Source organism: Devosia aurantiaca (assembly GCF_011058215.1).
Classification (GTDB): domain Bacteria; phylum Pseudomonadota; class Alphaproteobacteria; order Rhizobiales; family Devosiaceae; genus Devosia; species Devosia aurantiaca.
In genome coordinates this window covers 788822-812184 of the sequence record NZ_JAALFG010000002.1, presented here as the reverse complement: position 1 = coordinate 812184, position 23363 = coordinate 788822, and the positions used below count along the sequence as shown (strand labels likewise).

Genomic DNA, 23363 nt, shown 5'->3' with positions numbered 1-23363 from the left:
AAATCATCCATTCTGGTTGGTGTATGCGTCACTACAACAGCATACGCGCCCGTCCTCCAGGGGTGACGAGCGCTTCATGGCGCGGGATATAGAGGAAAGGTGGGGTAGGAGCAAGGCGAGACTTGCCCGTTCTGCCCTAGTCGAAAAGGCTCGAAACGCGCTTTGTTCGCTGGCGGTGCGGGCGATGGCTTCGCCCATCAGTGGCGCGATCGACATGCGGCGGATGTTGGCCGCGGCCTTGACCGCTTCGGTCTCGAGGATCGAGTCGGTGATCACCAGCTCCTTGAGCTTGCTCGCCGCAATGCGTTCCGCCGCGCCCTGCGACAGCACGCCATGCGTGATATAGGCTGCCACATCCTTGGCACCGGCCTTGAGCAGCGCGTCGGCCGCATTGACCAGCGTGCCACCGCTATCGACGATATCGTCGATGAGGATGCAGCTTTGGCCCGATACGTCGCCGATGATGTTCATGACTTCCGAGACGCCGGCCTTGGGGCGGCGCTTGTCGACGATGGCAAGATCCGTTCCCAGCCGCTGCGCCACGGCTCGGGCACGGGCCACGCCGCCGACGTCGGGCGAAACGATCATGGTGTTGTCGAGCTTATAATTGTCGAGGATGTCGCGGGTGATGATCGGCGCGGCATAAAGGTTGTCGGTGGGGATATCGAAAAAGCCCTGGATCTGCGCGGCATGGAGATCGAGAGTGATGACGCGGTTGACGCCGGCTTCGGCGATAAGATTGGCGACCAGCTTGGCCGAGATCGGCGTTCGGCCGGTGGCACGGCGATCCTGGCGGGCATAGCCGAAATAGGGCAGGACGGCAGTGATGCGGCGAGCCGAGGAGCGGCGCAGCGCATCGGTGAGGATCAGCAACTCCATCAGGTTGTCGTTGGCCGGATAGCTCGTCGACTGAATAATGAAGGCGTCCTCGCCGCGGACGTTTTCATGCACTTCGACAAACACCTCCTTGTCGTTGAAGCGCTTGACGGTGCAGTCGGAGAGCGGCAGTTCGAGGTAGCTGGCGACAGCCTGCGCGAGCGGACGGTTGGAGTTACCGGTCACCAGCTTCATCGGCGCAATCCTTGATCAACTGGTCCTGAGGGGTGGGACCTACCAGTTTCGCGGCACCATTAGCGGGTCGGTTCGGAGGGCGCAACGACACTTTAGCCGCAGCGGTAAATAAAGCTATGCGAGGCCGATCACCGAAATCTGCCGCCCGGTGCGCGTCTTCTGGTGCGTGGCGTAGCGATGTGAAAAGTAGCGGTCCGGGTGACGATAGGTGCTCGAGCCGACACGCTCCACCGCGGCAAGACCTGCCGCGCGCAGCTGCTCTTCCACAAAGCCGGGCAGGTCGAAATGCGGCTGCCCGCCTGGCGGCGTCGAGAAATGGGCAGCACCTGAAGGATCGATGGCAAGAAAATCTGCCATGAACTTGTCCCCCACCTCGTAATCGGGTCCATAAATCGTCGGACCGATAGCGGCATGGATACGGGAAAGGTCAGCACCAATCGCCACCATCGCATCGAGGGTTTTTGGCAAGATCCCTTCTGCCGCCCCTCGCCAGCCGGCATGGGCCGCACCGATGACCCCGGCTTCCTTGTCGGCAAACAGCACGGGCGTGCAGTCGGCGGTAAGGATGGACAGCACCAGGCCCGGCGTCGCGGTCACCAACGCGTCGCCTTCAAGGCTCGACGGTTCAACCGCGCCGCTGACGGTCACGACATGCGTCGAATGCGTCTGCCGCAGGATGACCAGCGGGCCAACCCCGATAGCGTCCCGCACGAGTTCGCGATTTTGCTCGACGATCTGTGAGTCATCGCCCACCGACCACGAGACATTGAGCCCTTCGAACTCGCCGCCGGAAACGCCACCGGCCCGGCCGAAAAAGCCGTGGCGAATGCCCGAAAGCTCCGACAGCGTTTCCGCAGTCTCGACGGGCGTCATGGCACGAACCCTGCAGGGGCCAGCCCCGGACTATGCGCACAGAAAACCTTGAAGAGCTCGCCCATGCCGTCCTTGCCGATCAGCCGGTCATGCGCCGCCCGAACGTCGCCGGCAGAACCGGGATTGGCCCGCGACAAGGCAGAAGCGCGTTCGCCGATGCCCAGCCGTGTCAAAAACTCGCCCTGCGTCGCCAGCGGTTCGGCAGCCAGACCAGCGCGCCGGGCAACATTGGCCAGTGCGCCGAAATCGACATGAGCGGAAAGGTCGGTTTCGCCCGGTGCGTCGAGTACGTCGGCATATTGATGCCGCCGCACCCCTGAAGCGTTTCTCCGGTCCGGGTTTGCGCATAGCCATAGTCGACCGCAAGTATTGCGCCGCCCTGTTGCGCCACGACCTTGGCCAGCCGCGTCATCACCTCGGCGCCGGCGAAATTGACTTCCAGCAGCGTGTCCTCGGCAGCACTGGCCAAAGCGTCCGGCATCGCCGAAGGGGGATCGGCGTCGGCGACAGGCCAAAGGCGCGTCTGCCATCCACCAGCCCAACCTGCCGCTCATGCCAGCCGTCGGCCTTGCGCACGAATTGGCGGATCGGCAGCGCATCGAAGAACTCGTTGGCGACAACGAGCACTGGACCGTCATCGAAGGCGTCGAAGTTTTGCAGCCATTTCGGGTCGTAAACCTCGAGCCGCGCATTCTGCTCTGCCATCAGCGCCGGATTGGTCTCGAACAGGCGCAATTGCAGTCCGTCGCGGAAGCCCGGTGCCCGGCAGGCCACGCGCAGGATGTCGGCCATCAAAGTGCCGCGGCCGGGGCCAAGCTCCAGCAGGGTAAAAGCCTTGGGCTCGTTCATCTGCTGCCAGAGATTGACCAGCCAGAAGCCGATCAACTCGCCGAACATCTGCGAGATTTCCGGCGCGGTGATGAAGTCGCCCTTCGCGCCCAAGGGGTCGGCGCCCTTGTAATAGCCCTTGGTCGGATGGGTGAGGCAAAGCCCCATATAGGTCGCGACCGACATCGGGCCAGCGGTGCGGATCTGGAAGTCGATCTGCTCTTCAAGGCTAAGGCTTTGGCTCATCCAGCGCTCCTATGGCCGCAGCGGGTTTTCGCGGCGCGTCGCAGCGTAGGCGACGAGAATGATGCCGCCCAAAAGGATCGGCAGGCTCAGCACCTGGCCTTGGGTCAGCCAGCCGCCGTAAAGGTAGCCGATATGTGCATCGGGCAAGCGAACGAATTCGACAAGAATTCTGGCCAGCGAATAGCCGATGGCAAAAATGCCGGCGACAAGACCCGGCTTTCGCAATGCATAAAAGACATGGGTCGCGATGCGGATGGCGAGGAACAGCAGCAGGCCTTCGAGAGCCGCCTCGTAGAGCTGGCTCGGATGACGCGGTACCTGCATCGGATCGGTGGGGAAGATGACGGCCCATGCCACGCTTGCCGGGGCGCCATAAAGCTCGCCATTGATGAAGTTGGCGATACGCCCAAGAAAGATGCCGATCGTTGCGACCGAAGCGATGAGGTCAAGCGAGGAGAGCCAATTGCCGCCCTTCGAGCGGCTAAAGAGGATTGCGGCCAGCGCCAGGCCCAGCATGCCGCCATGAAAGGACATGCCGCCATCGAGTGTGTTGATGATCTCGATGGGGTTCTGGAGATAATAGGGCAGGTTGTAAAACAGCACATAGCCGAGCCGCCCGCCGATGACGATGGCAAGCATGGTCCAGAAGGCGAAGTCCCAGATGTCCTTGGCCGGGAAGGGCGGATGGCCACGATGCCACAGATGCTGCTTGCTCAGCATCCGATAGCCATAAGCGGCGCCCAAGAGCGTTCCGACGAGGTAGGCCAGCGCATACCAGCGGATGGCGATTGGGCCGATGGCAAAGGCGATGGGATCGATATTGGGAAAGGGCACGGGACAATCCTTGACGCTGGCGCGGACCATTGCCGCTTCGCCCGCTCTGGTCAAGGCGGGACCTCTGCCCTACATATCGGTGCAAGAGCACATTCACGGAAGAGACGACAGATGAACCAGAACAACCGCATTTTCGACGGCCTTGGTCGGGTCATGAACGAAGCCGCCGGCGTTGCCGATGGCGTGCGGCGCGAAGTCGAGACCGTGGTCAAGAGCCAGGCCCAGCGCATCGTCAACGACATGGAATTGGTCAAGCGCGAAGATTTTGACGCCTTGCGTGAACTGGTGCAGGTGCAGGGCGAAGAGATCGACGCGCTGCGCAAGGAAATCGCAGCGCTGCGCACGACTCCTCCCACAACAATCTGAGCCCCCTAGACCTCATGGTGAGCCTGTCGAACCACGAGGTCGCAGCCACAGTGTGCCCGACCTCGTCCTTCGACAAGCTCAGGATGAGGTCTCAAGTGCAAGCCCCATTTCGGCACAGCTGGAGCGGGGCTGTTAATTTGGCGTTAATCTTTAAGCCGCACCATCATCCACAGGAGATTGTCCTCTCCCTGCCGCACCTTGTCCCCTGAATCAGTGACCTTGTGTAGGTTGATCGAAGGAGGACGATTCGTAAGCCGTTGTTGCGGCAAGCTAGTTCTCTTGCGTACCCCCGTTTGCCGGCCGCTGGCCCGCAAGGTTTGCAACGCTTCCGAGGACGAACGAGCGGATGTCCCTGATTGAATTCGAGCCCGACCGGGTTTCTCATCCGGTGGACCTGGTCGAGCACATTGCTTCCATCAACGACTGGACCTTCGAGCGTCAGGACGCCGACGAAATTTCGATTTCGGTGCGCGGCGGCTGGTCGGACTACCATGTGTCCTTCAATTGGATGGAAGACCTGGAGTCGCTCCATATCGCCTGCGCCTTCGACCTCAAGGTCCCCGATGCGCGGCGCCACGAAATCAAGCAGTTGATCAGCCTCATCAACGAGCAACTGTGGATCGGTCACTTCGACATCTGGAACAAGGAAGGCGTGGTCCTGTTCCGCAATTCGCACCTTCTCACGGGCGGCGCCGATGTCGCCGCAGCAGTGCGAAGCCCTGCTGCGCTCGGCGACCGATAGCTGCGACCTATATTACCAAGCCTTCCAGTTCGTCGTCTGGGCCGGCAAGTCCGCTGCCGATGCCCTCAGCCACGTAATGTTCGAAACGGTGGGCGAAGCCTGATGAACTCTTTGCGCAATATCGGCCCGGTCATGCTGATCGGTGCCGGGAAGATGGGCCTGGCCCTGGCGCAGGGTTGGCTCGACGGCGGCCTGCCGGCCTCCAATCTGGTGCTGGTTGACCCGTCTCCCAGTGACGCGGCAAAGGACCTGGCTGAAGATTACGGTCTCGTTCTTTACTCCGAGGCAGCCGGCCTCCAGCCCAATGCTCTGGTGCTGGCCGTCAAGCCACAGGTCATCGGACCGGTCATGGAAAGCCTGATCGGCGTCGTCGGACCGCAGACAATGGTGCTGTCCATCATGGCCGGCATTTCGATCGACCGGCTTGCCGATGGCTTGCGTACCGGGCGGGTCGTGCGCTCCATGCCCAACACGCCGTCACAGATCGGCAAGGGCGTTTCCGGCGCGGTTGCTGGTGCCGCAGTTTCCGCCAACGAGCGCGATGCTGCCGAGGCGTTGCTGGCAGCGGCAGGACGGGTCGTCTGGTTCGAGGCTGAAAGCGATCTCGATTCAGTAACTGCCGTTTCCGGTTCAGGTCCGGCCTATGTGTTTAATCTTGTGGAAGCTCTTGCGGCCGCCGCGGTGGAGCAGGGGCTTGAGCCCGGTGTCGCCATGATCCTGGCGCGGCAAACGGTGATCGGTGCCGCAGCACTGATGGAAGTCGATCAGGCTCCCGCCAGTACCTTGCGCCAGAACGTGACCTCGCCCAACGGCACGACGGCCGCGGCGCTCCAGGTGCTGATGGCGGAGGATGGGCTGACACCTTTGATCGGCCGTGCTGTTGATGCCGCGCGAAAGCGCAGCGAAGAACTGGGTCGCGGCTAGATTTATCCCCGCCTGCTTGATCCGGCTTATATCTTGCCCGTCAGGTTCAGCCGATCGAGCACGTTCCTGTCGGAGGGGTCTACCATCCCGACTAGAAACAGCCGCACCATGCGCGCAGCTTCCGGGGACAGGGCATCGATCGAGGCGTCTATGCGGCTTGCCTGGCTTTCCGAAAGCCGGGCAAAAAACTGGCGGCCCTTCTCGGTTGCATGCAAGAGCCGCTGCCGACGATCGGCATCGCCGGTGCGCTGTTCGATATAGCCATTGTCGATCAGCTGCCGCAGAACTCGCGCCAGGCTCTGCTTGGTGATTTTGAGAATATCGAGCAGGTCGGCGACCGGCATGCCCGGCCGCAGATTGACGAAGTAGAGCACGCGGTGGTGCGCCCGCCCAAAGCCCTGTCGTTCCAACAAGGCATCGGCGTCGCCGGTAAAGTCGCGATAGGCGAAAAAGAACAGGCCCATGATGTCGAGCGGCAGGTCGGCCCAATCGGCTTGTGCGGAATTTATGTCAGCCTTGTTGACATTCTTTTGGTCCGGTGCCATCGTGTCCCCATAGCCGCACTAAAGGTCTTATCCCAAAGCCGTTCCGGTTTGCCAAGGGTCGACCCGAAGTGCATGATCGACTGCACAAGCGCCCCAGGGGCGCATTCTTTTTCGGAGGGGACTATGGCCGGCGTGCCGATGGACCAGCGCGAAGGCTGGATCTGGTTCGATGGTGAACTCAAACCCTGGCAGGATGCCAAGATCCACGTGCTGACGCATGGCCTGCATTATGCAAGCTCGGTGTTCGAAGGCGAGCGCGCCTATGGCGGCGAGATCTTCAAGTCTCGCGAACATACGGAGCGCCTGATCCGCTCCGCGGCAACGCTCGACATGCCCTTTCCCTATTCGGTCGACGAGATCGAGGCTGCAAAGCGCCTCGTACTCGACAAGAATGGCCTGGTCGACGCCTATGTGCGCCCGGTTGCCTGGCGCGGTTCGGAAGAGCTTTCCGTGCCGGCCCGCAACAACAAGGTTCATGTCGCCATCGCTGCCTGGGTCTGGCCCAGCTATTTCTCGGTCGAGGAAAAGCTCAAGGGCATTCGCCTCGAATGGAGCAAGTGGAAGCGTCCGTCGCCGGAAACCATTCCGTCCTCAGCCAAGGCGGCTGGTCTCTACATGATCTGCACCCTTTCCAAGGACGCAGCCATGGCCAATGGTTTTGCCGATGCGCTGATGCTGGATTATCGCGGCTATGTGGCGGAAGCCACCGGCGCCAACGTGTTCTTCATCAAGGGCAAGGACATCACGACGCCGACGCCCGATTGCTTCCTCAACGGTATCACGCGGCAGACGTTGATCGCGCTGGCCAAGGAAAACGGCTTCACCGTCACCGAACGCCACATCATGCCCGAAGAGCTTGGGCAGTTCGACGAGTGCTTCCTCACCGGCACCGCAGCGGAAGTTACCCCGTGTCGCTGATCGGCGACTATAAGTTCACGCCGGGCGAAGGGTGCCGCACCTTGATCGATGCCTATGCCTCGGCCGTGCAGCCAAAGCGCGCTGCGGCCGAGTAAGTCTTCTCGTCTTCCTGAGCTTGAAAGTGCCCGCCTATTCGGCGGGCATTTTGCTTTGCCCCTGCCATCCCGGCTCAGCGCCGAACAGGGTCTCGCGCACCAGCCCGGTCGTATAGCCACGCGTGTTGTGCGCGTTGAGTGCGTAGTCCGGGTTCTCCATCAACACCGCATGCAGCTGGGGCAGGTTGTAGAAGGGCACGCTCGGATAAAGGTGGTGCTCGAGGTGATGATTGACGTTGTGCGGCGCAAAGAACACCCGCTCCCAAAGGTGCGGCAGCACGCTGCGGGTTCCGCCGAGCTCATGGCTATAGTCCATATTGCCGAAATGCTCGGCAACGCTGCGCACATGCATGAACAGGAAAAACGCCGTCAGGTAAGGCACGAACCAGTAGAGCAGCACATCCGTCCAGATGCCCAGCACTGTGAACAAAGCCGCCATGGCGACATAAAAGCCTAGTCGCGCAAGGCGATAGGATAGCGGCGACTTATCGAGAAGCCGCAGGCGGCCCATGATGTTGAAGATGTCAATGATCGAGCTCACGACCAGAACATAACCAACGAGATCGAGCACGCCTTCCTGCCACTGCTTGGGGAAGACAAACTTGCGGTTGCCCAGCTTGAAGACCCAGTCCGGATCCTGGTCGGTATTGGTGTAGCGGTGATGGGCCAGGTGGTTGGTGCGGTAGCTCGCAACAGTCGTCAGGATCGGCCAGGGAGAAGCAGGTCGCAAACCCAGTCGCTCAACTCCTTGCGGCCGTTGATGAAGCGGTGGTGCGCGAATTCATGCAGTAGAATCGCAAAGCCATGCATGCGGCCGCCGATGACGGCAACGGCCACTGCATAGACCAGCGGGTTCTGTGCCCATTGCGAAACGGCGATCGCCGCCGCGATAAGCCCCCAATCGAAGGCGATGGCCAGGGCCGTGCGCCAGGGACGAAGCACCGACAAGCTCTTGAGCGTGGCGGGATGAACATAGGATTTGGCCATAGCGTCACTCCTCCCGCCAAATGCGGCGATGGTGTTAACGCATTATTAACCGATCCAGCGCGATCGCGCATCCTTGTCTTTTGGCATGGTTACTACCCACCGGGCGCCGGTCGCCGTCTCTTCCTGCTTCCAGAACGGAGCATCGGTCTTGAGGTAGTCCATCAGGAATTGCGCGCCTTCGAACGCGGCCTTGCGGTGGGGCGCAAGGGTCATCACCATCATGATGGTTTCGCCGGGCACGAGCCGTCCATGGCGGTGGATGATGGCGGCGTCAGTCAGGCCGAAGCGGCTTATCGCCTGCTCGCGAAGCGCTGCCAATTCGTTGGTCGCAAGCTCCTCGTAGCATTCGAGAATCAGCGCCAGGATCGGATCGTTGGGCAAGGAGCGGACAAGACCGGTAAAGGTCACCATGGCGCCCACATCGGTATGCGACGCGGCAAAGCGGTTGGCCTCTGCGCCAGCGTCGAAACCGTCGGCGGTAACGCGGATCACCTTAGCCGCCCGTCATCGGCGGCAGGATAGCAACGGTCTGCGCGCCATCGAGCGGCGTATCCCAGGGCACGATGCGGGCATCGCGGCTGAGCTTGAAGATCGAAGGGTCGGCCATCGCATAGTCGAGCGCTTCGTCCCGCGACCGCAACCAACTCACAAGATCCGCCAAGGTCTGGACCTCTGCGGGTGGCGCAACCTCGTCGCTGGCGCGGTTGAGACGTTCACGCAACCAAGCGAAGTAGAGAACCTTCATCTGCCGATTCCGGAGAGGTGCGGCCAGGAGGCGCGTAGATAATTCCAGCCGGTAATCAACGTGATGATTCCAGCCGCCCAAAGCAGGATGTCGGACAAAAGAACGACCGCTGGCACAACGCCTTCAAGAAGGATGACAGCCAGGGCGACAAGCTGAATTGTTGTCTTCCATTTGGCCAACTGGCTGACCGGCAGGACGACGGTCTTGTTGCCGAGGAACTCGCGCAGCCCCGAGATAAAGAACTCGCGGAAGTAGATGGCGGTCACGGGTATCATGTCCCAGGCCGACAGCGAGCCATCCCAGGCGAGGGCGGCGATCAGAATGCCGACCAGGAGCTTGTCGGCGATCGGATCGAGCATGCGCCCAAGATCGGAATACTGGTCCCAGGCCCGCGCCAGATAGCCATCGAGGTAGTCGCTGACAGCCGCCAGAACATAGAGAACCAGCGCCACGATGCGCAGGGTCGGGTCTCCACTCATAACCATGGCGACGATCGGAATGATCGCCAGGATGCGAGCGATGGTGATGATATTGGGGACGAGAAGCAGCGGATTGCGGTTCATGGGGGAGAGAACAGGAAGGGCAGCGGGGGTCAAGGCCGTGACACGGTAAAGTGCCACGGCCCTAAAGATTGACCGGTCAAGCAACGGCCTGGGTGGTCACCGCTCGGCGTTTCTCGACCGCATGGGCAAGGGTGTTGAGGGCGGTGACCGTCGTGTCCCAATCGATGCAGCCATCGGTGATGGACTGGCCGTAGACCAATTCCTTGCCCGCCACCAGGTCCTGGCGGCCCGCGACAAGGTTGGACTCGATCATGACGCCGACAATGCGCCGATCTCCGGCCGCCATCTGGTTGCCGATATCGGCGAGAACCTTGGGCTGGTTTTCCGGATCTTTGGACGAATTGGCGTGGCTGGCGTCGATCATGATGGCGGGGTTCAAGCCAGCCTTTGTCGCGGCCAGGGCCGCAGCCTCGACGTTGGCGGCATCGTAGTTCGTGGTTTTGCCGCCGCGCAGGATGATGTGGCAATCTTCATTGCCGGTCGTTGCTGCAATAGCCGAGCGGCCGTCCTTGGTGACGGCGAGGAAATGGTGGGGGTGAGAGGCGGAGAGTACCGCGTCCAGCGCGATCTTGACGTTGCCATCGGTGCCGTTCTTGAAGCCGACCGGGCAGGAAAGGCCTGAGGCCAGTTCGCGGTGGATCTGCGATTCGGTGGTGCGTGCGCCAATTGCGGCCCAGGAAACGAGGTCGGCGATGTATTGCGGCGTTGTCATATCGAGGAATTCGCAGGCCGCCGGAAGGCCAAGATTGTTGACGTCGAGCAGCATCGTGCGGGCCACGTTGAGGCCTTCGGCAATGTTGAAGCTGCCATCGAGATCGGGGTCGTTGATCAGGCCCTTCCAGCCAACGGTCGTGCGGGGCTTTTCGAAGTAGACGCGCATGATGATTTCGAGCCGATCGCCGAGCTCTTCGCGCAGCACGACCAGGCGTCGGGCGTAGTCCATCGCTGCCTTGGGATCGTGGATGGAGCAGGGACCAACGACCACGGCGAGCCGGTCGTCCCGGCCGGTCAGGATATTGTGGAAGGCGTGGCGGGCGGCAATAACGGTGCGCGTCGCGGCATCGGTGCGCGGATGCTGGCGCATCACATCGATCGGCGTCGGAAGCGGTTTGATTTCGGTGATGCGCAGGTCGTCGGTGGATTTAAGCATGTCGTGGTCCTCGGTGTTTTAGGTCGAGGGGCCACAAAAAAGCCGCCTCGGAAGTCGGGCGGCTGGCTTGCGATTTGGTCTGGTCTGGTCTTGTCGGGATCAGGACGCGCGCGCAATAGCCTCCGCCGGGAGCGGATAGCTAAAGTACCAATAAAAGGTGGCGGCGTTGATCATGGCGGTAAGCTAGCGCGACAGCCGGGACCTTGTCGAGTCCCGACTTTGGTAGGGGATCTCAGCCCGCCATGGCCATGTTGAAGGCATCGAGCCGCAGGATGGTGACCTCGCCATCCCAGACGGGCCACAGCTTTCTATGGAGATCGACGAAACGTTCGGTCCAGTGCACGATTTCGGCCTCGCTCGGCAGATCGTAGATGGCGTAGCCGCCCAGCATCTCCTTGGCTTCGGCATAGGGGCCATCGGTGACCAGCTGGCCCTTACGTGTCGTGACAGTGCCGGCCAAGGCCATGCCACCGGTCTCCGTCATGCGGATTCCCGCTTCCATGCCGAGCTGGACGATGGCCTGCATCAGTTCGCCCGGCGGATTGTTGGCGACCTCTGGATTGAGCGTCTTGACCATGGTGAGGAATTTCATCGGTATTCTCCGGACTGTGTTTCGCCAAAGCGACGAGCAGGCCCGGCCGGCTTCGACAATTTTTTCAACTGCGATTGAAGTAATCGTAGACCAGCTGAGCCATGGCGCGGGAAATGGTGGGCACGGACTGCAGATCGACCAGCGACGCGCGGCTGACGGCCTTGGCCGAGCCGAAGTGATTGAGCAAGGCTCGCTTGCGTGTGGGCCCGATGCCCTCGATCTCGTCGAGCGGGTTCTTGATCTGGTCTTTCTTGCGCTTGGCGCGATGCGTGCCGATAGCGAAACGGTGCGCCTCGTCGCGCAGTCGCTGGACATAATAGAGCACCGGATCGCGGTGCGGCAGCATGAAGGCGTCCTTGCCCTCCATGAAGAATTTTTCGCGACCCGCATCGCGCTCCTCGCCCTTGGCGATGCCAATGAAGGTCACCTCTTTGGGCAGGTTGAGCTGGGCAATGACTTCGCGCACGGCGTTGAGTTGACCGGCGCCGCCGTCGATGAAGACGACGTCCGGCCAGTCCGGCATGCCGCTATCCTCGACCTCATCGGCTTCGGCATCGCTTTCATTGGCGAGCCGGGTAAAGCGGCGGGTCAGCACTTCGCGCATCATGCCGAAGTCGTCGCCGGCGGTGATCTCGGATTTGATGTTGAAGGTCCGATAGTGCTTTTTGGAAAAGCCCTCTTCGCCCGCCACGATCATGGCGCCGACCATGTTCGTGCCGGAGATGTGGGAGTTGTCATAGACTTCGATGCGGCGCGGCGGTTCGTCGAGGCCAAAGCAATTGGCGACGCCTTCAAGCAGCGTGCGGTTGGATGCGCCTTCAGCCAACTGCCGGCCAAGGGCTTCGCGCGCATTGTTGAGTGCGTGATTGACCAGGTCGCGCTTCTCGCCACGCTGCGGCTGCTCGATATAAACGCGTCGACCGGCGCGGCTGGTCAGTGCCTCTTCCATCAAGCCGTGTTCCGCCAGTTCGTGGCTAACCAGCACCAGGCGCGCAGGGGTGCGGTTCTCGTAGAACTGGGCAATGAAGGCTTCAAGAACTTCGGCGTCGGAGAGCGATGCGTCCGCGCGGGGGCGGTAGGGATAGTTGCCCCAGTTCTGATAGGCACGGAAGAAGAAGACCTGAACGCAGAACTGTCCGCCTTCGTGGTGGATGGCAAAAACGTCGGCTTCCTCGACCGACTTGGCCGTGGCGTCGCCCTGCGATTGCACCAGCGCCAGGGCGCCAAGGCGGTCGCGGATCAGTGCGGCGCGCTCGAAGTCCATGTCCTCGGCTGCCTTGCTCATGTCGGCCTGAAGGTGCTTGCGAACCGCGTCGGACTTGCCGGACAGAAACTGGCGCGCATCTTCGACCAGTTCGCCATAGGCTTCGAGGCTGATCTCACGGGTGCAGGGCCCAGCGCAGCGCTTGATCTGATATTGAAGGCAGGGCCGCGTGCGCGCGGCATAGAAACTGTCCGAGCAGTTGCGCAGCAGAAAGGCCTTCTGCAGGCTGGCGATGGTGCGGCCGACCGCGGTTGCCGAAGCGAAGGGGCCGAAATAGTGACCGGGACGGCGACGGGTGCCGCGATGCTTGGTGAGCTCCGGCGCTTCGTGGTCGGTGGCGATGTGGATATAGGGAAAGCTCTTGTCATCGCGCAGCAGCACGTTGAAGCGTGGCTTCAACCGCTTGATCATATTGGCTTCAAGCAGCAGCGCCTCGGACTCGGTCTCGGTCCGCACGAACTCCATGCTGACGGTCGCAGCGATCATGCGCTGGAGGCGCAGCTCCAGTCCGTCGGGACGCGTATAGTTGGTGACGCGTGCCTTGAGGTTGCGGGCCTTGCCCACATACATGACCTCGCCCCCGGCATCGAGCATGCGATAAACGCCAGGTGCATTGGGGAGAGTGCGAACAAAGGCCCGGATGACGTCCGGACCGGATGGAGGAGGCAGGGCAGTTGTGTCGGTCATAGGCGCGGGGTTGGTCCGCTTTCAGGCGGAAAAACAAGATGTTCCCCGCCATCAAGGGCCAGCATCTGGCCGGTAAAGGCGGGCAGGGCGAGAAGCGTCAACACCCCTTGGGCAATGGCCTCGGGGCCAGCATGGCGCTTCAGCGGCAAGGCGTAGACTGAAGCATCGAACTCGGCCTGGCTTTGCCGTGAATTGGGCAGAACTGGCCCCGGTCCAATGGCATTGACGCGGATCGTGGGAGCCAAGGTCTGAGCCAGGGTACGCGTGGCGGTCCAGAGCACTGATTTGGATAGATAGTAGCTGAAAAAGGCAGGAGAAGGGGCAAGGACGCGTTCGTCGATCATATTGACGATATTGCCCTCGGCGCCTTCCGGGACCTGAGCAGCGAAGTCGCGGGCGAGGAAGATCGGCACCTCGGCGTGGATGGCAAAGTGCTTGTCCCAGAGCTCTTCGGTGACGTCGCGGGCGCTGTCGGGTTCGAACATCGAGGCGTTGTTGACGAGGACCGTCAGAGGACCAAAGAAAGCCGCGGCCCTCTCGATGACGGCGGCGCGCTCCCCTCGATTTCCAAGGTCTGCCTGAAGGATGTCCGCCTTGCCGCCACCGGCCCTGATCTGATTCATGACAGACCGGGCACCCTCTTCGTCAGAACGGTAATGGATCACGACTGCGTAGCCATGCGACGCCAGCTTGGTGGCGATGGCGGCGCCGATGCGGTCGCTGGCGCCGGTGACAAGCGCGACGGCCTCGGACTGATTCGCGGTGGGTTTGCTGGGGCTGGACATCGGGCGAACCATAGGACGGTTGCGGCGCTTTCTTCAATCCGGCGCAGTTTGTATCGGCGCTCACTATCCTCCCAGGCATGACAAGATGTGGCAGGAAGGTATAGGCAGCGATTCTGGTGCACACCTCCGCGCCAGTTTGCTTCTCCTGCACGAGTCTCATCATGACCACCCTAGACAGCGAGCGGACCGACCATGTCGGTCGCGCAATCATTCTGACGCTGATCACCGTTACCGTGTTCGGCGTTCAGGATGCTGTTTCCAAGATTCTTGTGCAGAGCTATTCGCCGTTCCAGATCACCATGATGCGCTATTGGGGTTTTGCCCTGTTTGCGTTGTTCCTCGTGGCGCGTCAGGCGCCATTGCGGCAGGCATTTCGATCGAAAGTGCCGCTATGGCAGGTTGTGCGCGGCACGCTGCTGATTGCCGACATCTGGTTTTTCGCATTGGCGCTGCAGACGGTGCCGCTTGGTGAGCTGCAGGCGATCGTCATTGTTTATCCTCTGCTGGTGACCCTCTTCGCAATTCTCGTGCTGGGTGAGAAGGTGGGCATCTTCCGCTTCGCGGCTGTCGGCGTCGGCTTTCTTGGTGCCATGGTGATCATGCGGCCCGGCGGCGTGCCCCTGACCTGGGGTGTTTTCTGTGGCCTCGCCTCGGCAACGCTTTATGCGCTCTATATCGTCCTGACGCGCAAGGTCAGCCGGGTGGACAGCGCCGCCACCAGCATGACCTATGCCGCCGTGGTCGGCCTTGTACTGTCGACTGGGCTCGGAGTGTTTTTCTGGCAGCCGATGGGATGGACCGAGCTTGCCATGACGGTGCTGATCATGGGTACCACCTGCGCCGGGCACGGGCTTATGGTGTTTGCACTGAGCATGGCGCCGGCGAGCACGGTGCAGCCGTTCAACTATTTCTCGCTGCCCTGGGCCATCGTTCTCAGCATCATCCTCGTCTTCGGACAGTGGATCGATCCGATCCGATCTTGTTGTCGGTGCCGCGATCATCGTGGCCGCGGGTCTTGTGATCATGGCACGCGAGCGCGTCCGCAAAGTCTCGGTCACTCCTCAGGAGGCCCTGCCCGGGCATGAATGATACTGTGGACCGAATGAAAAACGCCGCCCCGAGGGGCGGCGCTGAAGAGTGGGTTAGTTGCCGGCGCAGAAGTAGCCGTTCGGGCCATTGAAGCAGAAGCTTGCACCCGGGTTGGATGGGTAGACCGGATAAGGCTGCGGGCGCGGGTTATTCCAGTGGGGCGGACGCGGGGGACGCGGGTTCCAGTGCGGTGGACGCGGCGGCGGATCATAGACCGGGGGACGCGGACGCGGCGGTGGGTTGTAGCCGCCGTTCCAGTCGTCATCGTTCCAACCGCCGCCACGCGACAGATAGTTGGACGATACCCAGCCATCGGGGCCGCGCTTTTGCACATAGCACCAGCTGCCGCGGCACTGCTGAACGTCAACGGTTTCACCGCGGCGCAACGTATCGACAACGCCGTAGCCGGTACCCGGACCGGAGCGAACGTTGACATTGCCGGTGGCAACGGCAGGGGCGGCAAAGGCAGTGGCGGCAGTGGCCAGCAGGGTCAGGCCCGCCAAACCAGATGCGAGTAAGGTCTTCCGGATCGTCATGGTAATCCTTTCCGAGAAAGCGAGTGGCGTTTTCCGCCGGTGAAGGCAGATAAGCTCATCCCGGATGAACCCAAGCTGAATGAGCCATTAAGCCAAAAACGGACTGCGCTTGGCCGAGTTCCCGGCCTGATCAGAGCCGAAGAAGGTCGACGAAGCGGCCAAGTGCGGCGGCAAAGCGCTTGCGTTGCTTGGGCTTCAACTCGCCGAGCAAGGCTTCTTCGAGCTGTGCCCAATGATCGGCAAGGCTGTTGCGGATGCGCGTGCCGCGATCGGTAAGGGCAAGTCCGGGTTCAAGCAGCGGGCCGACAGCCTGACGGGTCACGAGGTCCCGCTCGGCAAGCCGCTCGATGCGGAGCGACAAGGCTTCGAGGGGAAGGCCCAGTTCATGGGCCAGATCGGCTTCCGTGGTCCCCGATCGCCCCAACACGAAAAGCACGGCGTCGTCACCCGGCTCCAATCCCTTTTCGAGGACGGGCACGAGCAGCGCCTGATGCGCCAGCTGGCCGGCCTGGATTAACCGGTATAGTGCCGATCGTGGGGAAGGTCTGGACATAGGCGGGAAAATAGTCCGAACTCCTCTGTGCCGTCGATGCGGCTTCCATCCTATCGTTAATCGGGAAACGACCAAGAGCCCATGTTGTTCGGTCCACATAGATGGGTTATGCGGTTCACACCCGCTGGACGCTATGGATTGCCATGACGCAGGACCTTGCCCGGATACGCGCCTTCGTCCAAGTCTTCGATGCGGGCGGCTTTTCTTCCGCGGCTCGCCAGCATGGTCGCTCTAAGGCCCTGCTCAGCAAATATGTCACCGATCTCGAAGATTATCTGGGCGTCCGGCTGATGAACCGGACGACGCGCAAGCTGAGCCTCACCGAAGCTGGCGAGGCCTATTACCGGGAAGCGTCGGGGCTGCTGCAACAGCTCGACGATCTCGATGCCACCATCACTGACCAGACCGCCGAGCCGCGCGGGTTGTTACGTGTTTCGGCGCCGCGCAATTTTGGCGAGTCGACGCTGGCGCCCGCGATCTTCGAATACCTTCAGAAGTTCCCCAAGGTGCAGCTCGATCTGCGCCTCGAGGACCGCTATGTCGACCTGGTCGATGAAGGCATCGACGTCGCTTTGCGTATCTCCACGCTGGCGGACTCGTCCCTGATTGCGCGCAAGATCGCCGACATGCATGTGGTGATCGGGGCCGCTCCGGCGCTGCTGAAACGGGTGGGGACGCCGCAGCACCCCGAAGATTTGCGGCATCTGCCGTGCATCATCGACGTCAATCTGCAGGGCCAATCGAACTGGCGGTTTACCGAAGAAGGCAAGACCATTTCGGTGCCGGTGAACGGGCCCTTGCGCGTCAACTCCCCCTTGGCAGCGCTGACTGCGGCCGTGATGGGTCTCGGTTTTGTCGTATTGCCCTCCTATCTGGCCGAGCCTGCCGTGCAGCGCGGCGAGCTCGTGCCGGTCCTGCCGGGGTTCCTGCCGACCGGCCAGACGCTGCAAGCCGTCTATCCCCACCGGCGGCACCTTGCCGGCAAGGTTCGGGCGCTGATCGACCATCTGGTGGAGTGGTTCGCCACCCATCCCATTCATTGAGGACCCAAGAGGTTGAGCTTTTCGCGCTGGCGGAATTGGACTGCCGCTTCCGTCCTTTTGCTTGCGGCCATGAGCCAGCCGGCTTTGGCGCATCCGCACATCCTGATCGATGCCAAGCTGACTGTCGGCTTTGACGCGCAAGGCCGTATCGAGAGCCTGCGCAACAGCTGGACATTTGACAGCGCCTTTTCGGTCTGGATGGTGCAGGGGCTCGATACCGACGGGGGACAGCACAGTCAGCTCCGCGGAGATGCAGGAGCTGGCCGACGAGAACATGGTCGGTCTCGCCGACTATGGCTTCTACACCTATGCCGGCGACGGCGTGGACTTTACGCCGGTCGGCGACCAGCGCATGACCTACGAGAACAACCGCGTGACGCTCGATTTCAGCGTTGCTGCAGTCGCGCCCGAAGCGCCGGGTCCGCGGTTCGAGATCGGTATCTACGATCCCGAATATTATGTCGCTATCGGCATTGCCGAAGCCGGCGACGTGACGCTCGAGAATGCTCCAGCCGATTGCGTCGTAACGCTTGAATCACCCGTGCCGATGTCGAGCGAGGTCGAAGAACGGCTCTATGCGCTGGGCCCAGAAGTACTTGAACTGCCGCCCGATCTCGCCGCGGCGATGCGCGGCACGCAGGGCGTGGTGGTAATTGGCTGTGGAGACGCTCCGCCTCCGGCCACGGCCGTCGAGGCCGTAACCGAGATGGCGCAGCGAGCGCCCGCTGCGCCATTTGGCGGCCCGCCGCCAGAAGTTGGTCTCGACCTGCCGCGGGCTGGTTTTTTTGGTTGGCTGCAGACGCAGCAACGCGACTTTTATCGAGCCATGACGGGCGCACTCGATGCGCTGCGCACTGACTGGACAGCATTCTGGGTGCTTGGTGGCTTGAGCTTCCTTTATGGCGTCTTTCATGCGGCCGGGCCCGGTCACGGCAAGGTGGTGATCTCGTCCTATGTGCTCGCCAATGAACGGCAGCTGCGGCAGGGGATCGTGCTCAGTGCGATATCTGCGCTGCTGCAATCGGTGGTGGCGATCGGCTTTGTCCTCGTTCTTGTGGGGGTGCTGAACCTCACCAGCACAGCGATGGGCGAAGCTGCGCATTGGGTGGGCGTCGTTTCCTATGCGCTTGTGGCGCTGCTCGGTGCCTGGCTGGTGGTGCGCAAGCTTTTCGGACTTGGTCATCACCATCATGAGCATCACCATCACGGACACGAGCACCACGGTCACCACGATCATGATCATCACGCTCAGGACCATCATATGCACCATGCTATCGGCCCCGGGGATTTGCGGCATAACTGGCGCGAGCAGCTGGGTGTCGTGCTGGCGGTAGGCCTGCGGCCATGTTCGGGCGCGCTGGTGGTGCTGGTCTTTGCCTTGTCGCAGGGCTTGCTTGCCGCAGGGATCGCCGCTGTCTTGCTGATGGGTCTGGGCACGGCGATCACCGTCGCAGCCCTTGCCACTCTAGCCGTCATGGCCAAGGGGCTGGCCGCGCAAATCGGCGGCACCGAAAGTCGGATGGCCGGGCATGTGCTTTGGTGGGCAGAGCTTCTCGGCGCTATCGCGGTTCTAGCCTTTGGTATCCTTCTGTTGATCGCATCCTTTTAAACGCGACCCATCGCCGCCTTGCGGCGTGGGCGCAAAAGGTTAAGGTGCCGGCCAATCTGGAACCTTTCCAATCTTGCCCATGTCCGCACATCTTCCTCCCGACCATCCCTCCGTTCCCAAGCAGAAGATCGGCGTTTTGCTGCTCAATCTCGGGACACCGGACGGCACCGACTATTGGAATGTGCGGCGTTATTTGCGCGAGTTCCTTTCGGACCCTCGCGTCATCGAAACCAACAAGCTTCTTTGGTGGCCGATCCTCAACCTCGTCATCCTCAGTTTCCGGCCACAAAAAGCGGTCATGCCTATGCGCAAATCTGGGACCGCGAGAAAAACGAAAGTCCACTCCGCGTCATCACCCGTAATCAGGCCGAAAGCTTAGCGCAGCGCCTAGGGGCGAGGATATCGTTGTCGATTTCGCCATGCGCTACGGCAATCCGTCGACCGAAAGCGTGCTGAAGCGAATGCAGGCCGAGGGCTGCCAGAAGATCCTGCTCGTGCCGCTCTATCCGCAGTATTCGGCGACCACGACGGCGACGGCCAATGACAAGGCGTTCGACGCACTCAAAACCATGAGGTGGCAGCCCGCAGTGCGAACTGCGCCAGCTTATTTTGACGATCCAAAATATATCGAGACGCTGGCCAATTCGATCCGCGACGGCGTCGAAGCGCTTCCGTTCGAGCCGGATCTGGTGATTACCTCCTATCACGGCATGCCGGTCGAGTACCTCAAGAAGGGCGATCCGTATCATTGCCAATGTTATAAGACGACGCGGCTGGTGCGGGAATATCTTGGCTGGCCCAAGGAAAAGCTGATGGTGACGTTCCAGAGCCGTTTCGGGCCGACGGAATGGCTGCAGCCTTATACCGACAAGACGCTGGAAGCGCTGCCCGGCAAGGGCGTGAAGAAGGTGGCCATCCTTGCTCCGGCTTTCTCGGCTGACTGTATCGAGACGCTGGAAGAAATCGCGATGGGCGGCAAGGAAACCTTCATGCATGCTGGCGGCGAGCAGTTCGCCTATATCCCGTGCCTCAACGCCTCGCCCTCCGGCATGGACATGATCGAAGCCATGGTGCGACGCGAGCTCAGCGGCTGGATCTGATCACCACCCCGGGCCGCTGAAGTCCGGTGGCGTCACGTTGACCAAGCCACGGCCGACCAGATCGTTGCGGCTTACCCAGCCGTAGTCGGGGATGCGGCACCACTGACCTGCATCGGCGCCGCTCAGCACATGACCGCTATCGGCAATGCCGCCGAAACGGGATTCGCGATCGACCTGCGTGCACCGGTCGATTGGAAGCTCGGTGCCATTTTCGACATAGCCGATGACGGTGTATCGGTCGCTCGGGCCCGAATAGATAGCAACCGTGCCGCCGGAGACCCGAGCGGTGATCGGCGCGGCCAAAACGGGTGCGATCATGGCACAACCTGCGAAAGCCAGCGGCAAAAGCTTGAAAAGTGCGGAAGCATGGTTCGAACGGCGAGACTTCGACGCGGCCATGACCGACAATGCTGCCTCGCTGGGCGACGCAAGCAAACTCGAGAGTGAGAACATATGCATGCGGTGCCTCCAGTTTGCTGATGCTTAAAGATGTGGCGGCGCCTTTGAAGGGCGCCGCCATTGATTGTAGCACCGAGGCATCAGGCGTCGAATAAATTAGCCGAGCGCGCCCTGAAGGGCTTCGAGATGCGCGATGTGCTCGGTGATCATGCCCTTGGCAAGCTTGGTGACGTTGACATGCTCGCGGTTGGTGCCGGCGCTGAGATATTCTTCCTGTATGGCCAGCAGCTGCTGATGGCCTTCGAGGTTGGCGGCGACATAGGCGCTGTCGAATTCGGCGCCGGTCAGGCCCTGCAGTTCGGTGAGCTTGGCCTGGCCGGCTTCATCGACCATGGCCATCAGGTCGGCATCGGCGGGGAGGGCACTTCTGCGCTCGCTTCGGCAGCACCGGACTGCATCGACTTGAGGATGTCGGCGATGGTTTCCTGTTCGGTGACTTCGAACTGGGCAAATGCCTTGACCTGGTCGTTTTCAGCGTTCTGCAGCGCCAAGCGGCTCTGGAGGAGCGAGAGAGCGCCGACCATGCTCGTCTGCTCGGCATGGTTCATTTCGGCTTCGCCCATGGCGGGGGCGGCGGCACCGGCGGCGGGTGCGGTTTCTGCTGCGGGCGCGGTTTCGTTGGCGGGGGCGGCTGCGTCCTGGGCGAAGGCGCGGCTGGCGATCGCAGCGACGGGCAAAACGGCGGCAGCGGCGAGAATATTGCGACGAAGCATGGGAGGATTCCTTGGGTTAAAAGGTGTCCTGCAAGGGTTTGCTCCGGGCGTTGGTTCCCGCCGTTGCCAGATGTTACTAGAGGTTTACCTTTTCATTGGTCCCCATTTCCGGGCCCTTGCCGGTGACGGCGGCTACGGCCATCTTGGCGAAGGACACGAGCTTGCCGGGGCTGTCCCAAAGCTCGGCATCTTCGGGCGTGACCGTCAAAAGGCGGATGGAGGGGTCGTTTTCGTCTTCCCACCAGGCCTTGTCGAAATCGGTCCAGAGATCCTTGATCTTGACGCGGTCATTGGTGACCTTGGCGTTGCCGGAAACAACGACGTAGTTGAAATTGCTGTTGTCGGCCCAGGCGCAGGAGACCCAGGGGAATTTGTCGACCTGCCAGTTCTTTTCACCCTCGGCATCGACGAGGAAATAGATGGCATGGTTCTCGCGCTCCGGGCGGGCGGAGAGGGGGCGGGAGCGCTGCCGTTCGCCATCCCAGGTGGTGAACATGCAAAAATCGATCTTCTTGGCCAGTTCCCAGATGCGATCCTGGATTTCGGCCGGGCTCTTGTCGTTGTCGTGGTGTTCCTTGACCATCGGGTCGCTTCTCCTTTGTGAGTGGGAGAGAAACGAGCCAGGGGTGGGAAGTTGCCCGGCGCGGTGGCTGACGGGAGGCTGACAAAGGCTATAAGCGAATTGTCATAACAAAAACAATCGCTTAGCAGGAACAAACGTTGTGCTTGGGGAATTATAAGGGCGAGGGTCCTTCCTGAGGAGAACCAAATGCGTAGACTTTCCATCCTGGCTTTTGCTGCCGGCCTGCTCGCCTCGAGCGCAGTGCTGGCGCAGGACACCGTGGTCATCGAACTGAGCGGCGTCCGCGCCGATCTGGCCACCCAGCTCAATGTCGGCGTGGGCCAGGTGCCCGATACCGTGTCGCTTTCGACCAACTTTGCCGCCCAGGTCTGCGGCATCGAGGATCCGGCAACGCTGGAATCGGTCTGCACCGCCGTTCGCATCACGCCCGAATTGCTGACCGTGCTGCAGGCCAGCATCGGGGATGGCAACAACGGCAATGGCAACAACAACAGTGCCCGCCCATTCGCGCCCGGCCAGCAGGATGGTCCGGCCAAGGACTCTGCGCCCGGCCAGCAGGAGGGCGCGGCCAAGGATAGCGCTCCAGGCCAGGTGAAGAAGAACTAGAGTTTTCCAAGACAAGCCGGGAGCAGATCGCCCCCGTGTTCCCGGTTCAACGGGGTGTCCGGTTCGCCGGGCACCCCGTTTCATTTGGACGTGCCAAAGCGCCGGCCGGCCCAGGGGCTTCCGGTTGGAGCACGGTGAGAAGCGGCTTTCGCCCCAAAAAATTGGTAGTGAAGAGGCGAAAGCCGCTTCGCACGATCGGGATTTTGTGCGCACGCCTCGAGCAGCCCACCCAATGGTGACGGCGATTGCTTGGTTTCGAGGCGGGTGCGCGAGTTCCCATTTCCCCAACACCGCACGCTCACCTGGCCAGTGTCGGCATCCACGCATCCTTCCAGGCGACCCCGGATGGCCCGTCTTCCCGCCCGGCGCTTCGTCGGTGCCGCGTGTTGTCGGCGGGAATGGGGGAAGGATGCCACCGGTTTCGGGCGCGGGGATAAGTTTCAGGTCGGGTCGGCGCTCCAACCAGTCTCCTCGCCTTCGATCCAGAGCTCGTCGGGTTCATAGTCGTAATGGGCCCGAACGAAGGCCGCGAGGGCGATGCCGACATCATGAAGCGCCGCATGCATGGCTTCGCGCGGGATGTCGCCAGTAGCGGGGAGCCGGTAAAGCGATCGGCCACCGGGCTCGCGGGCCACGAGGCGTGCGGCATCGGCCATGAACCGCCGCGCCAGCACGGCTTCGATGCCCCCAAAACTTTCGCCGGCGAGGTGGCAGCGGAGATCGATTTTGAGGTCGGCGAGCGTTTCGCGCACATGCATGTAGTCGCGGTACTGGCGGCGGGTGATAGGCGTGCGGCGGGGTGGCATGGCAAACTCCTGGCTTGGGAGCGGGGAGTGTGCGGCAGAGGGGCAGGGCGG

At 61.7% G+C, this 23363-nt stretch carries 26 protein-coding genes and 5 pseudogenes; 10 read left to right on the top strand and 21 right to left on the bottom strand.

Annotated elements, in window-relative coordinates; translation table 11 throughout:
• Positions 1-3 precede the first annotated feature (3 nt).
• The 4 genes and pseudogenes from G5575_RS11755 to lgt all read right to left on the bottom strand — a co-directional run bounded on the left by G5575_RS11755 (position 4) and on the right by lgt (position 3906).
• Positions 4-1071: a ribose-phosphate pyrophosphokinase gene (locus G5575_RS11755; RefSeq protein ID WP_164534473.1), complete on the bottom strand. Its 1068-nt coding sequence runs from the start codon at positions 1069-1071 to the stop codon at positions 4-6.
• 114 nt (positions 1072-1185) lie between these two features.
• The gene (pgeF, locus tag G5575_RS11750) at positions 1186-1944 is read right to left on the bottom strand and encodes a peptidoglycan editing factor PgeF (RefSeq protein WP_164534472.1); all 759 of its coding nucleotides are present in this window, start codon (positions 1942-1944) and stop codon (positions 1186-1188) included.
• Positions 1941-2793 (bottom strand): annotated as a pseudogene (locus tag G5575_RS21780) (class I SAM-dependent methyltransferase). Before G5575_RS21780 ends, pgeF begins: the two are co-directional and overlap by 4 nt.
• 234 nt (positions 2794-3027) lie before the next feature.
• Positions 3028-3906, bottom strand: coding sequence for a prolipoprotein diacylglyceryl transferase (lgt, locus tag G5575_RS11740; protein ID WP_328765977.1), 879 nt, complete (start codon positions 3904-3906; stop codon positions 3028-3030).
• A gap of 57 nt (positions 3907-3963) precedes the next feature.
• Here lgt and G5575_RS11735 point away from each other — a divergent pair, with 57 nt between their 5' ends.
• The 3 genes and pseudogenes from G5575_RS11735 to proC all read left to right on the top strand — a co-directional run bounded on the left by G5575_RS11735 (position 3964) and on the right by proC (position 5884).
• On the top strand, positions 3964-4218 hold the full coding sequence (locus G5575_RS11735) for an accessory factor UbiK family protein (RefSeq protein ID WP_164534471.1): 255 nt from the start codon (positions 3964-3966) through the stop codon (positions 4216-4218).
• Positions 4219-4564: 346 nt separating this feature from the next.
• Positions 4565-5063, top strand: a pseudogene (locus tag G5575_RS11730) (YbjN domain-containing protein).
• Complete coding sequence (proC, locus tag G5575_RS11725; protein WP_164534470.1) at positions 5063-5884, top strand: pyrroline-5-carboxylate reductase; 822 nt, start codon at positions 5063-5065, stop codon at positions 5882-5884. Before G5575_RS11730 ends, proC begins: the two are co-directional and overlap by 1 nt.
• A 26-nt stretch (positions 5885-5910) precedes the next feature.
• Here proC and G5575_RS11720 read toward each other — a convergent pair whose 3' ends face one another.
• Positions 5911-6429, bottom strand: a complete 519-nt coding sequence (locus tag G5575_RS11720) for a MarR family winged helix-turn-helix transcriptional regulator (protein WP_235935930.1) — start codon at positions 6427-6429, stop codon at positions 5911-5913.
• A gap of 123 nt (positions 6430-6552) precedes the next feature.
• Here G5575_RS11720 and G5575_RS11715 point away from each other — a divergent pair.
• Positions 6553-7442, top strand: a pseudogene (locus G5575_RS11715) (branched-chain amino acid aminotransferase).
• A gap of 34 nt (positions 7443-7476) precedes the next feature.
• On the opposite strand, the gene G5575_RS11710 reads toward G5575_RS11715, so the two are convergent.
• The 9 genes from G5575_RS11710 to G5575_RS11670 all read right to left on the bottom strand — a co-directional run bounded on the left by G5575_RS11710 (position 7477) and on the right by G5575_RS11670 (position 14215).
• Complete coding sequence (locus tag G5575_RS11710; RefSeq protein ID WP_164534469.1) at positions 7477-8172, bottom strand: fatty acid desaturase; 696 nt, start codon at positions 8170-8172, stop codon at positions 7477-7479.
• Positions 8142-8429: a fatty acid desaturase family protein gene (locus G5575_RS11705; RefSeq protein ID WP_164534468.1), complete on the bottom strand. Its 288-nt coding sequence runs from the start codon at positions 8427-8429 to the stop codon at positions 8142-8144. The genes G5575_RS11710 and G5575_RS11705 overlap by 31 nt, the downstream gene beginning before the upstream one ends.
• A gap of 45 nt (positions 8430-8474) precedes the next feature.
• Positions 8475-8921, bottom strand: coding sequence for a molybdenum cofactor biosynthesis protein MoaE (locus tag G5575_RS11700; protein ID WP_328765976.1), 447 nt, complete (start codon positions 8919-8921; stop codon positions 8475-8477).
• Between the two features lies 1 nt (position 8922).
• On the bottom strand, positions 8923-9174 hold the full coding sequence (locus tag G5575_RS11695; RefSeq protein WP_164534467.1) for a MoaD/ThiS family protein: 252 nt from the start codon (positions 9172-9174) through the stop codon (positions 8923-8925).
• Positions 9171-9794 carry a CDP-diacylglycerol--glycerol-3-phosphate 3-phosphatidyltransferase gene (pgsA, locus tag G5575_RS11690; RefSeq protein WP_328765975.1) on the bottom strand — a complete coding sequence of 208 codons (624 nt, stop codon included), beginning with the start codon at positions 9792-9794 and terminating at the stop codon, positions 9171-9173. Before pgsA ends, G5575_RS11695 begins: the two co-directional genes overlap by 4 nt.
• Positions 9795-9813: 19 nt before the next feature.
• The gene (locus tag G5575_RS11685) at positions 9814-10887 is read right to left on the bottom strand and encodes a 3-deoxy-7-phosphoheptulonate synthase (protein ID WP_164534466.1); all 1074 of its coding nucleotides are present in this window, start codon (positions 10885-10887) and stop codon (positions 9814-9816) included.
• 232 nt (positions 10888-11119) lie between these two features.
• Positions 11120-11479: a YciI family protein gene (locus G5575_RS11680; RefSeq protein WP_164534465.1), complete on the bottom strand. Its 360-nt coding sequence runs from the start codon at positions 11477-11479 to the stop codon at positions 11120-11122.
• Positions 11480-11543: 64 nt separating this feature from the next.
• Positions 11544-13430 (bottom strand): excinuclease ABC subunit UvrC, encoded by a 1887-nt coding sequence (gene uvrC, locus G5575_RS11675; RefSeq protein WP_164534464.1) that lies wholly within the window; start codon positions 13428-13430, stop codon positions 11544-11546.
• Complete coding sequence (locus G5575_RS11670; protein WP_164534463.1) at positions 13427-14215, bottom strand: SDR family oxidoreductase; 789 nt, start codon at positions 14213-14215, stop codon at positions 13427-13429. The genes uvrC and G5575_RS11670 overlap by 4 nt, the downstream gene beginning before the upstream one ends.
• 161 nt (positions 14216-14376) lie before the next feature.
• On the opposite strand from G5575_RS11670, the gene G5575_RS11665 reads away from it, so the two are divergent.
• Positions 14377-15300 (top strand): DMT family transporter, encoded by a 924-nt coding sequence (locus tag G5575_RS11665; RefSeq protein WP_164534462.1) that lies wholly within the window; start codon positions 14377-14379, stop codon positions 15298-15300.
• A 57-nt stretch (positions 15301-15357) separates the two neighbouring features.
• Here the strand turns inward: G5575_RS11665 and G5575_RS11660 are convergent, their stop codons facing one another.
• On the bottom strand, positions 15358-15840 hold the full coding sequence (locus G5575_RS11660) for an SH3 domain-containing protein (RefSeq protein WP_164534461.1): 483 nt from the start codon (positions 15838-15840) through the stop codon (positions 15358-15360).
• Positions 15841-15970: 130 nt separating this feature from the next.
• Positions 15971-16393, bottom strand: coding sequence for a hypothetical protein (locus G5575_RS11655; RefSeq protein WP_164534460.1), 423 nt, complete (start codon positions 16391-16393; stop codon positions 15971-15973).
• Between the two features lie 143 nt (positions 16394-16536).
• Here G5575_RS11655 and G5575_RS11650 point away from each other — a divergent pair, with 143 nt between their 5' ends.
• The 4 genes and pseudogenes from G5575_RS11650 (at position 16537) to hemH (ending at position 20145) form a co-directional block, all read left to right on the top strand.
• Positions 16537-17436, top strand: coding sequence for a LysR family transcriptional regulator (locus G5575_RS11650; protein ID WP_164534459.1), 900 nt, complete (start codon positions 16537-16539; stop codon positions 17434-17436).
• Between the two features lie 12 nt (positions 17437-17448).
• Positions 17449-17655: pseudogene (locus G5575_RS22255) on the top strand (DUF1007 family protein); the annotation flags it as partial.
• The gene (locus tag G5575_RS11640; protein ID WP_328765974.1) at positions 17567-19045 is read left to right on the top strand and encodes a HoxN/HupN/NixA family nickel/cobalt transporter; all 1479 of its coding nucleotides are present in this window, start codon (positions 17567-17569) and stop codon (positions 19043-19045) included. The pseudogene G5575_RS22255 and the gene G5575_RS11640, both read left to right, overlap by 89 nt.
• A gap of 79 nt (positions 19046-19124) precedes the next feature.
• Positions 19125-20145 (top strand): annotated as a pseudogene (hemH, locus tag G5575_RS11635) (ferrochelatase).
• Here the strand turns inward: hemH and G5575_RS11630 are convergent.
• From G5575_RS11630 to G5575_RS11615, 4 genes are all read right to left on the bottom strand, one after another.
• Positions 20146-20463 carry an SH3 domain-containing protein gene (locus tag G5575_RS11630; RefSeq protein WP_164534456.1) on the bottom strand — a complete coding sequence of 106 codons (318 nt, stop codon included), beginning with the start codon at positions 20461-20463 and terminating at the stop codon, positions 20146-20148. It abuts the pseudogene before it with no gap.
• 237 nt (positions 20464-20700) lie between these two features.
• A complete protein-coding gene (locus tag G5575_RS21160) occupies positions 20701-20943 on the bottom strand; it encodes a DUF4142 domain-containing protein (RefSeq protein ID WP_164534455.1) in 243 nt (80 codons plus the stop codon).
• Positions 20943-21317: a DUF305 domain-containing protein gene (locus G5575_RS21155; RefSeq protein ID WP_164534454.1), complete on the bottom strand. Its 375-nt coding sequence runs from the start codon at positions 21315-21317 to the stop codon at positions 20943-20945. Before G5575_RS21155 ends, G5575_RS21160 begins: the two co-directional genes overlap by 1 nt.
• Before the next feature lie 76 nt (positions 21318-21393).
• The gene (locus G5575_RS11615) at positions 21394-21900 is read right to left on the bottom strand and encodes a pyridoxamine 5'-phosphate oxidase family protein (RefSeq protein WP_164534453.1); all 507 of its coding nucleotides are present in this window, start codon (positions 21898-21900) and stop codon (positions 21394-21396) included.
• Positions 21901-22086: 186 nt separating this feature from the next.
• On the opposite strand from G5575_RS11615, the gene G5575_RS11610 reads away from it, so the two are divergent.
• On the top strand, positions 22087-22506 hold the full coding sequence (locus G5575_RS11610; RefSeq protein ID WP_164534452.1) for a hypothetical protein: 420 nt from the start codon (positions 22087-22089) through the stop codon (positions 22504-22506).
• 440 nt (positions 22507-22946) lie between these two features.
• On the opposite strand, the gene G5575_RS11605 is transcribed toward G5575_RS11610, so the two are convergent.
• Positions 22947-23312: a hypothetical protein gene (locus tag G5575_RS11605; protein WP_164534451.1), complete on the bottom strand. Its 366-nt coding sequence runs from the start codon at positions 23310-23312 to the stop codon at positions 22947-22949.
• Positions 23313-23363: the final 51 nt, after the last annotated feature.